The sequence below is a fragment of the Streptomyces sp. NPDC057697 genome, assembly GCF_042799335.1.
GTDB lineage: Bacteria > Actinomycetota > Actinomycetes > Streptomycetales > Streptomycetaceae > Streptomyces.
This window is the reverse complement of the sequence record NZ_JBHVJA010000018.1, coordinates 110663-122350: the sequence shown is the minus strand read 5'-3', so window position 1 is coordinate 122350 and position 11688 is coordinate 110663. Positions and strand designations below refer to the sequence as shown.

Genomic DNA, 11688 nt, shown 5'->3' with positions numbered 1-11688 from the left:
TGACGGCTGAAATTCACAAACGCCTCCGGCGTCGCCATCACCGTCACCCCACCCGCGAGCGCCAACTCACACTCACCCGCACGCAACGCCTGGACGGCGAGATGCAGCGCCACCAACGACGACGAACACGCCGTATCCACACTCACCGAAGGACCCTCAAGCCCAAACGTGTAAGAAAGACGACCCGCAATCACACTCGTCGCATTACCCGTCCCCATCAAACCCTCAAGATGCCCCGGCACCTCCCGCAGACGCGACGCATAATCGTGATACATCACCCCCGCGAACACACCCGTCCGACTACCCCGCAACGCCGCCGGATCAATACCCGCCCGCTCGAACACCTCCCACGACGTCTCCAACAGCAACCGCTGCTGCGGATCCATCGCAAGAGCCTCACGCGGCGAAATCCCGAAGAAACCCGCATCGAAATCCGCCACCGAATCCAGGAAACCACCCCGACGCCCATACGTCTTCCCAGGACGATCCGGATCAGGATCGTACAACCCCTCCACATCCCAGCCACGGTCCACCGGAAACTCAGAAATCACATCCGCCCCCGACAACACCACCTCCCACAACCCCTCCGGAGAAACCACACCCCCCGGAAAACGACACCCCATCCCCACAATCGCAATCGGCTCGCTGGAGGCGGCGCGCAGGGCGTTGCTCTGCTGGCGCAGCAGCTCCGTTTCCTTGAGTGCGGCACGAAGTGCTTCGACGACCTTTTCGTTGGGCGTTGCCATGATGTGCTCCGGAATACGAGGTGGGTCAGGATTCTTTTCCGTCGAGTGCCATGCGAATGAGGTTGTCGACGTCCATCTCGTCGATGGATTCGGTCTCCTCACCTCCCACAGCGGTCTCTTGCTGCCGTTCCGGATCGGCGAGTTGCAGTACCAGGTCCAGCAGACCGGCCGCGCGGAATCGGGATATGGGGATGGCGGAAATGGCCTCCCGGAAGGCCTTCTCCTCGGGGTCGTCCTGCTCGAACGCGGCTTCTTCCGGCATGATCTCCAGCCGGATCTGTTCGGCGAGCAGGGCGGAGTTCGGGTAGTCGAAAATGAGCGTGGCGGGTAGGCGTAGCCCTGTGACCGCGGTGAGGCGGTTGCGCAACTCCACCGCAGTCAGCGAGTCGAAGCCCAGCTCGGTGAACGACCTCTTCGGGCCCACGAGGTCCGGAGACACGTGCCCGAGGACGGCGGCGACCTCGCTGCGCACCAGATGGACCAGGTGCCGTTCGGCTTCGGCTTCGTTCATACCTGCGAGTCGTTCACGCAGACCGCGGCTGCTGCCCGTCGCCGTCTCCGCGGCACGCCGGGACCGGGTGCGGACGAGCCCACTGAGCAGCGCGGGCAGCCGTCCGGAGTCGGCGAGCGTACGGAGGGCGGGGAGGTTGAGTCGTACGGGGACCAACAGGCCGCCGCCTTGGTCACCCGCGACCGCCCGGTCGAGCAGTTCAAGCCCTTCGGTCTCGCTCAGCGCTTCCGCACCGAGCCGCGCGATCCGCTGACGGTCTGCCTCACCCAGTCCTGCGGTCATCGCGCTCGCCTCGGCCCATAGCCCCCACGCCAACGAGAGACCGGGCAATCCCTCAGCACGACGAACCTGGGCAAGAGCGTCCAGGAACGCATTCGCCGCAGCGTAGTTGCCCTGGCCGGCGTTCCCGAAGACACCCGCAGCGGACGAGAACAGCACGAACGCCGACAGATCGAGGTCACGGGTCAGCTCGTGCAGGTTCCACGCGGCATCCACCTTCGGACGCAACACCTTGTCGAGGCGGGACGCGTCCAGGGCCTCCAGCACACCGTCATCCAGCACACCCGCCGCATGGATCACGGCGGTCAGCCGACGCCCGTCCAGGACCCGCGCCAACGCGTCACGATCAGCCGCATCACACGCCAGTACCTCTACGGTCGCCCCCGCCTCAGTCAGCTCACGCTGCACCTCGGCCATTCCGTCGGCTGCCGGACCACGCCGGCTGACCAGCACCAACTCCCGCACACCATGCGCCGACACCAAATGCCGGGCCACAAGCCCGCCCAGCACCCCGGACGCCCCGGTGACCAACACGGGACCCTCCCCGAACGATGCAGCACCGTTCGCCTCGGCCTGCATCCGCACCAGACGGGGAACGCTCACAGTGCCCTGTCGCACGGCCCACTGCGGCTCGCCGCATCCCAGCCCGGCCGCCAGCTCCTCCGCACCCGCACCCACCGGAAGATCCGCCAGAACGAACCGCCCCGGAAACTCCGACTGAGCCGCACGCACCAAACCCCACACCGGAGCAACCCGCACATCCACCAACTCACCACCCAACACACCCACCCCACCCCGCGTCACCACGACCAACCGCGAATCCGCCAACCGCTCCTCAGCAACCCACCGCTGCACCACACCAAGAACATCAGCCAGCTGATCCCGCACCGCAACCGGTACCGAACCCGCACTCTCACCCGCCGGACACTCCAACACCACCGTGCCCGGCACAACCGAACCGGAAGCCGCAAGCAGCTCATCCACATCCGCGAACGCGAGACCACCATCGCCCAGAGGCGAATCCCCCAGCACGGCCCATGCCTCGCCGACCGTGTTGGAAGTCGCCTGCGCCGGCACCCATTCCACCCCGAACAGCGACTCGCCTGCTGTTGCCGAAGCCGCTGCCGCCATCTGTTCCCTCGACATCTCCCTCAGGCTCAGCGACTCGACCTGGGCGACTGTCACTCCTGCCTCGTCGAAGAGGTCCACGGTCACGCCCTCGCGTCCGTCCGGCGCGATCCGCACCCGCAGCGCCCTGGCACCCACGGCGTGCAGGGCCACCCCCGACCATGCGAACGGCAGCCGCATCCCCTCGCCGTCGGCGAGCGGAAGCAAACCGATCGCGTGCAGAGCGGCATCCAGCAGCGCCGGGTGCAGCCCGAACGCATCCGCCGCGTCCGCAGCCTCCTCCGGCAGCGCGATCTCGGCGAACACCTCGTCACCGCGCCGCCACGCAGCCTGCAGCCCGCGGAAAACCGCCCCATAGACCAAGCCCTCGGCAGCGAGCGTGTCGTACACGTCGGAAACGTCGACCGGCGTGGCACGGGCGGGCGGCCAGGGCCCGTCGAATGTGCCGAGAACGGCATCGGTGGCCGCCAGGACGCCGTCCGCGTGTGTGCTCCACTCCCCGGTCCCGGCACCAGCCAGATCGCAAGGACGCGAGTGGATCTCGACCGTACGACGGCCTTCTGCATCCGTCTCCCCGACCGACACCTGAAGCTGCACCGCACCAGCCTCCGAAAGGACCAGCGGCGCCTGGAGCGTCAACTCCTCCAGCCGACCGCAACCCACCTCGTCCCCGGCCCGCAACGCCAGTTCCACCAGTGCAGCCCCCGGCACCACAACCGTGCCGTAGACCGCGTGATCCGCCAGCCACCCCTGGGAAGCGACCGACACCCGACCCGAGAACACCATCCGATCCGACCCGGCCAACTCCACCGCAGCCCCCAGCAACGGATGCCCCGTCGCACTCAGACCCACAGCCGCAACATCACCGGCCCCAGCCGGGGCATCCAGCCAGTACCGCTCATGCTGGAAGGCATACGTCGGCAACTCCACCCGCCGACCACCCGCAAGCACCGCCGACCAGTCGACCCAGACCCCGGCCACATACAACCGACCCACCGCGGACATCAACGCCCGCGCATCGCCCTGATCCCGGCGCAGCACCGGCACAGCGGCCACACCCGCCTCGAACGTCTGCCCGACCAGCCCGGTCAGTACGGCATCCGGGCCCACCTCCACGAACCGCCGAACACCCAGCCCGTCCAGGGCCTGCAACGCGTCCGCGAACCGCACCGCCTCCCGCACATGCCGCACCCAGTACCCCGGCGCGGCAACCTCCGCGCCCACCACCGAACCGGTCACCGCCGACACGAACGGAACCGACGGCTCACGGAACGAAAGCCCCTCCACCACCGTACGGAAGTCCTCCAGGACCGGTTCCATCAACGGCGAGTGGAACGCATGACTCACAGCAAGCCGCTTCACCCGACGACCCCGGCCCTCCAGGACGGCAGCCACCCCCTCGACCTCGGCCCCGGCACCCGAGACCACCACGGCCTCGGGCCCGTTCACCGCCGCAACACCCACCCGGCCCCCGATCCCCTCCAGCAGCGGCAGCACCTCCGCCTCGGACGCCTGCACCGCCACCATCACCCCACCACCCGGCAACGCCTGCATCAACCGGCCCCGCGCCGCCACCAGCACACACGCATCCCCCAACGACAACACCCCACTCACATGAGCAGCAGCAATCTCACCGATCGAATGCCCCGCCACCACATCCGGCACAACCCCCCACGACTCCAACAACCGGAACAACCCCACCTCCACCGCGAACAACGCCGGCTGAGCAAACTCCGTCCGCGACAACACCTCCCCGTCCCCGCCCCACATCACCTCACGCAAACCACGCGACAACACCCCATCCAGCTCCGCACACACCTCGTCCAACGCATCCCGGAACACCGGGAAGACGTCATACAGCTCGCGCCCCATACCCAACCGCTGAGCACCCTGACCCGTGAACAAGAACGCAGTACGCCCCGAAACGGCCGCGAAAGACTCCGTCAACGCGTTCAGTGCAGTGAGGAGTTCGTCCCGCTCAGTACCGATCACCACCGCCCGGTGCTCCAGCGCCCCACGCGTCGTCGCAAGAGAGAACGCCACGTCCACCGGCCGCAACTCAGCCCGCCCGGCAACAAACGACCCCAGCCGCGCGGCCTGCGCCCGCAGAGCTTCCGGAGAAGCACCCGAGAGCACCCACGGGACCACCGGCAGAGAAGACTCCACCGCACCCTCATCAGCGGAGCGTGCCGGAGCCTCCTCCAGAATCACATGCGCGTTCGTGCCGCTGAACCCGAACGACGACACCCCAGCCCGCCGCGCCCCGCCCGACTCCGGCCACACCATCTGCTCACCGAGCAGACGCACCTCACCCGCAGACCAGTCGATATGCGGCGACGGCTCCTCCACATGCAACGTGCGCGGAAGCACACCCGCCCGCAACGCCATCACCATCTTGATGATCCCGCCGACTCCCGCGGCAGCCTGCGTGTGCCCGATGTTCGACTTCAACGACCCCAACCACAGAGGCCGTTCGTCGGTGCGGTTCTGCCCATAGGCCGCCTGGAGCGCCTGCACCTCGATCGGATCACCCAACGACGTCCCCGTGCCATGTCCTTCCACCACGTCGACGTCAGCGGGAGTGAGGCCGGCAGAGGCGAGCGCCTGCTTGATGACGCGCTGCTGCGACGGCCCATTGGGCGCCGTGAGACCATTCGACGCACCGTCCTGGTTGACCGCGCTGCCCCGCACCACCGCAAGAACCGGATGCCCCAGACGCCGGGCGTCGGACAACCGCTCCACCAACAGCATCCCCACACCCTCGGCCCACCCGGTGCCGTCCGCACCCGACCCGAACGCCTTGCACCGACCATCAGCCGCCAACCCACGCTGACGGCTGAAATTCACAAACGCCTCCGGCGTCGCCATCACCGTCACCCCACCCGCGAGCGCCAACTCACACTCACCCGCACGCAACGCCTGGACAGCGAGATGCAGCGCCACCAACGACGACGAACACGCCGTATCCACACTCACCGAAGGACCCTCAAGCCCAAACGTGTAAGAAAGACGACCCGCAATCACACTCGTCGCATTACCCGTCCCCATCAAACCCTCAAGATGCCCCGGCACCTCCCGCAGCCGCGACGCATAATCGTGATACATCACCCCCGCGAACACACCCGTCCGACTACCCCGCAACGCCGCCGGATCAATACCCGCCCGCTCGAACACCTCCCACGACGTCTCCAGCAGCAACCGCTGCTGCGGATCCATCGCAAGAGCCTCACGCGGCGAAATCCCGAAGAAACCCGCATCGAAATCCGCCACCGAATCCAGGAAACCACCCCGACGCCCATACGTCTTCCCAGGACGATCCGGATCAGGATCGTACAACCCCTCCACATCCCAGCCACGGTCCACCGGAAACTCAGAAATCACATCCGCCCCCGACAACACCACCTCCCACAACCCCTCCGGAGAAACCACACCCCCCGGAAAACGACACCCCATCCCCACAATCGCAATCGGCTCGTCATGGGCCATGACGACGGTGCGGGTGGAATTCTCAGGCGTTTCGCCACTGTCGCCAACAAGGTCATTCAGGACGCGGTCGGCCAGTGCAGCGGACGTCGGATAATCGAAGATGAGCGTGGCGGGCAGGCGCAGTCCTGTGACCGCGGCGAGGCGGTTGCGCAACTCCACCGCAGTCAGCGAGTCGAAGCCCAGCTCCGTGAAGGGCTGCGTGGCTTGGATGGCGTCCGGGGTGGCGTGGCCAAGGACGCCCGCGACTTCGCGGCGCACCAAGTCATCGACGTACTGTTCCCGTTCGGCCGACGACAGGCCGGTCAGACGGTTGATCGACGCGCCACCGCCCGCAGCTGCGCCCGCCGCCCCGGCCGCGGCCTGACGTCGCACTGTCGCGGGCGCCAACGCCCGCAGCAGCGCGGGCAGGGTGCCCTCCTGAGCCTGGGCACGTAGCGCCGAACGGCTGAGCCGCACCGGTACGACAAGCCCCGGGGCGCCTTCACCGAGCGCCCGGTCGAGCAGTTCAAGCCCCTCCGCCTCGCCCAGCGCTTCCGCACCGAGCCGTGCGATCCGCTGACGGTCCGACTCACCCAGCCCTGCGGTCATCGCACTCGACCCGGCCCACAGACCCCACGCCAACGACAGACCAGGCAAACCCTCAGCACGACGAGCCTGGGCAAGAGCATCCAGGAACACGTTCGCCGCAGCGTAATTCGCCTGACCCGCGTTCCCGAAGACACCCGCAGCGGACGAGAACACCACGAACGCGGCCAGGTCCAAACCACGGGTCAGCTCGTGCAGGTTCCACGCGGCATCCACCTTCGGACGCAACACCCCGTCGAGGCGAGACGCGTCCAGGGACTCCAGCACACCATCATCCAGCACACCCGCCGCATGGACCACGGCCGTCAGCTCACGACCGTCCAGGACCCGCGCCAACGCGTCACGGTCAGCCACATCACACGCCTGCACCTCTACAGCCGCACCCTGAGCGGCAAGCTCATCACACAGCACGTCCATACCCTCAGCCGCCGGACCACGCCGACTGACCAGCACCAGCTCCCGCACACCATGCACCGACACCAGATGCCGGGCCACAAGCCCACCCAGCGCACCGGACGCCCCAGTGACCAGCACCGGACCCTCCCCGAACGCCGGAACACCGGAGATACCTGCCTGCGCACGAGTCAGACGCGGGACACGAACCGACCCGTCCCGCACCGCCCACTGCGACTCACCACACCCCAGCCCAGCCGCCAGCTCCTCCACACCCGCACCCACCGGAAGATCCGCCAGCACGAACCGCCCCGGAAACTCCGACTGAGCCGCACGCACCAAACCCCACACCGGAGCAACCCGCACATCCACCAACTCACCACCCAACACACCCACCCCACCCCGCGTCACCACGACCAACCGCGAATCCGCCAACCGCTCCTCAGCAACCCACCGCTGCACCACACCAAGAACATCAGCCAGCTGATCCCGCACCGCATCCGGAACCGAACCACCACCAACCGGCACACACTCCACAACAACCGTGCCCGGAACAACCGAACCAGACGCCGCAAGCAGCCCATCCACATCCGCGAACACCCGGCCACCCTCGGCCAGAAGCCCACCGCCAGCACCCAGCACCGCCCACGAACCGGCCTCCACCGAGCCACCACCGACCGCGGAAACCCACTCCACCCCGAACAGCGAGTCGGCGCCGACCCCTGCAGAAGCCGTGCCCATGGCCGCGATCACCTGATCGCGCGACATCTCGCGCACGTTCAACGACTCGACAGCGGCCACCGGCGCGCCCGTCGGGTCGGCCGCGGTCACCGAGAAGCTGTCGGGGCCGGTCGGTACGATCCGCACGCGCAGTGCCGTGGCGCCGACCGCGTACAGGGAGACCCCGGACCAGGCGAACGGCAGCCGGGTGGCACCGTCGGCGACGAGGGAGGTCAGTCCGATCGAGTGAAGGGCGGCGTCGAGGAGGGCCGGGTGCAGGCCGAACCCGCCGACAACGGATGCCTGCTGTTCGGGCAGGGCGACCTCGGCAAACAGTTCCTCTCCGCGTCGCCAGGCGCGTAGCAAGCCCTGGAAGGCGGGACCGTAGGAGTAGCCGCGGTCCGCGAGGCTGTTGTAGAAGCCCTCGACGTCCACCGGTTCAGCGGCGCGCGGCGGCCAGGCGGTGAAGTCGTTCGACGGTGCCGGGACGGGTGTGCTCGGGACGAGGAGGCCGGTGGCGTGACGGGTCCATCCGGTGTCGGCGCTCTGGGCGTGTTGCGGGTCGGGCTGTGGTCGGGAGTACACGTGGACGGGGCGCTCCCCCCGTTCGTCGGGCGATCCGACGGTGACCTGCACCTGCACGGCGCCCTCGGGCGGCAGCACCAGCGGCGCTTCGAGGGTGAGGTCGTCGACGCGACCGCAGCCGACCTCGTCACCAGCGCGCAATGCCAGCTCCACCAGGGCCGCGCCCGGAACGAGCGTGACCCCTTCCACGATGTGGTCGGCCAGCCAGGGCTGGGCCGCCAGGGAGAGCCGGCCCGTGAGCAGGACGCCGTCGCCCTCCGCGAGGGCGACGGACGCGCCGAGCAGTGGGTGGTGGGCAGCACCGAGGCCCGCCGCGCTCATGTCGCCGGTGCCGACGGGGACGTCGAGCCAGTACCGCTGCCTCTGGAAGGCGTAGGTGGGCAGGTCCGCCCGTTGGGCGCCGAGCCCTTCGAGGACGACCGCCCAGTTGACGGACGTGCCGGCCGTGTGCAGCCGGGACACGGCCGTGAGCAGCGCCTTCTCCTCCGATTCGGCGCGGCGGAGCACGGAGACAACGACCGCCGGAACGCGGGGGACGGCCGCGTCGGCCTCACCGTCACCGTCCGCGTCCACTGGCCCGTCCAGCGTGTCCAGGGTCTGCTGGACCATCGGCAGCAGTGCAGCCGACGGGCCGACCTCGACCCAGCGGCCGACGCCCTGCGTGTGGAGCTCGGTGATGGCGTCGGCGAAACGGACGGTGGCACGGACGTGGGTGACCCAGTAGTCGGCGGTCCGCATCTCCTCCGGGTCGGTGGCGCCGGTGACGGTCGACACGATCGGAATGCTCGGCTCGTGGAAGGTCACACCCCGGAGGGTGCGCCGGAACTCGTCAAGCATCGGCTGCATCAGCGGCGAATGGAAGGCGTGGCTGACCCGGAGCCGTTTGGTGCGGCGGCCGCGTTCCGTGAGCACGGCGACGATCTCCCGTACGGCCGTGTCCGCGCCGGAAAGAACGACCGAGCCGGGCGCGTTGACGGCGGCCACGCCGGCCTCGTGCTCGTGTCCGGCGAGCAGCAGCAGGACCTCGTCGGGGTCGGCCTCGACGGCGACCATGGTGCCGCCGGCCGGAAGTTGCTGCATGAGCCGGCCACGGGCGGCGACCAGGGTGCAGGCGTCCTCCAGCGAGAGGACACCGGAGACATGGACCGCGGCGATCTCGCCGATGGAGTGCCCGGCGAGCACATCGGGCCGTATGCCCCACGACTCCAGTAGCCGGAAGAGGGCGACTTCGAGGGCGAAGACGGCGGGCTGGGTGCAGCCGGTGGTATCGAGTGCCTTGGCCTCCTCGGTGCCCGGCGCGGCGAACATCACCTCGTGCAGGGGCCGTTCGAGCAGCGGATCGAGTACGGCGCACACCGCGTCGAGGGCCTGCCGGAACCGCGGGAAGCGGTCACGGAGTTCGCGTCCCATACCGGCCCACTGCGAACCCTGACCGGAGAACAGGAACGCGGTCGCGCCCTGCGTCCCCGTGCCCGTCGCGACCTCTGCACCCTCTGTACCCTCGGCGAACCGTGCCACGGCGTCGAGGAGTTCGGCGCGGTCGGTGCCGAGCGCGACGAAACGGTGGGGAAGCGCGGCACGGGTGGCGCCGAGCGAGTACGCGACGTCGGCAGCGGTGTGGTCCGGGTGGGCGAGCAGGTGCGCGTGCAGCCGGGCCGCCTGGGCGCGCACCGCGTCGACGCCGCGCGCGGAGATCGGCCAGGGAAGGAGAGCGGGGCTGACGGCGGACGTCACCTCATCGTCCGCCTCGGTGTCCGGCTCCGGAGCCTGCTCGATGATCACATGCGCGTTGGTGCCGCTGACACCGAACGACGACACCGCGCCCCGGCGCGGGTGGTCGGCCTCCGGCCACGGCGTCGCCCCGGTGAGCAGCCGTACCGCACCGGCCGACCAGTCGACCTGGTGCGACGGCTCGTCCACGTGCAGGGTGCGCGGCAGCACACCGGCCCGCAAGGCCATCACCATCTTGATGATCCCGCCGACGCCCGCGGCGGCCTGCGTGTGCCCGATGTTGGACTTCAACGACCCCAGCCACAAAGGCTGTTCGTCGGTCCGGTTCTGCCCGTACGTCGCCTGGAGTGCCTGCACCTCGATCGGGTCGCCCAGCACGGTGCCCGTGCCGTGTCCCTCGACTACGTCGACTTGCTCGGGGGTCAGATTCGCGGCGGCGAGCGCCTGTCGGATCACGCGCTGCTGGGACGGCCCGTTGGGCGCCGTGAGACCGTTGGACGCACCGTCCTGGTTGACCGCACTGCCCCGCACGACGGCCAGCACGCGGTGCCCCAGGCGCTGGGCGTCGGACAACCGCTCCACCAGCAGCATCCCCGCACCCTCGGCCCACCCGGTGCCGTCCGCACCCGCCCCGAACGCCTTGCACCGGCCGTCAGCGGCCAGCCCCCGCTGACGGCTGAACTCGACGAACGTGTCCGGCGTCGCCATCACGGTGACACCTCCGGCAAGAGCCAGGCCGCACTCCCCCTGCCGCAGCGCCTGGATGGCGAGGTGCAGCGCGACGAGCGACGACGAGCAGGCGGTGTCCACCGTCACCGCCGGCCCCTCCAGGCCGAAGGTGTAGGCGATACGGCCGGTCGCGATGCTTCCGGCGCTGCCGTTGCCGACGTACCCCTCGATGCCCTCCGGCGGCGCGGCCGCACCCGCGCCCGTGCCGAAGCGCGCGCCGTAGTCGTGGTACATGACACCCGCGAAGACTCCGGTACGGCTCCCCCGCAGCGTCGCCGGGTCGATGCCCGCCCGCTCGAACGCCTCCCACGACGTCTCCAGCAGCAACCGCTGCTGCGGATCCATCGCCAGGGCCTCACGCGGCGAGATCCCGAAGAACGCCGGGTCGAACTCGGCCGCGTTCCGCAGGAAGCCGCCCTCGCGGGAGTACGTCTTGCCGACGCTCGACGGGTCCGGGTCGTAGAGGGCGTCCATGTCCCAGCCGCGATCGTCGGGCATGACGTCGATCGCGTCCCTGCCCTCGGCGACCAGCTCCCACAGATCCTCCGGCGACTCGACACCACCCGGGTACCGGCACGCCATGCCGACGATCGCGATGGGCTCGTGACGGGCTGCCTCGGCCTGTCCGAGACGGCGCCGGGTCTCGGCCAGGTCGGTCGTCACCCGCTTGAGGTAGTCGCGCAGCTTCTGTTCGTTGGACATCAGTCAGTCACCATTCGAGTCGTCGTCGGAGACGATCGGAGTCCGGGTCGGCTTCGGGGGATCAGCGTCGGTGTGGCCGCCCCCAGGAGGGGG

Annotated in this window: 2 protein-coding genes; both read right to left on the bottom strand. The window is 69.1% G+C overall.

Going from position 1 to position 11688, the window contains the following annotated elements; translation table 11 throughout:
- The coding region (locus ACFVFH_RS32790) for a beta-ketoacyl synthase N-terminal-like domain-containing protein (protein WP_383775649.1) at positions 1-749 on the bottom strand (749 nt) is incomplete at its 3' end.
- Between the two features lie 22 nt (positions 750-771).
- Positions 772-11556, bottom strand: coding sequence for a type I polyketide synthase (locus tag ACFVFH_RS32785; RefSeq protein ID WP_383775646.1), 10785 nt, complete (start codon positions 11554-11556; stop codon positions 772-774).
- Positions 11557-11688: the final 132 nt, after the last annotated feature.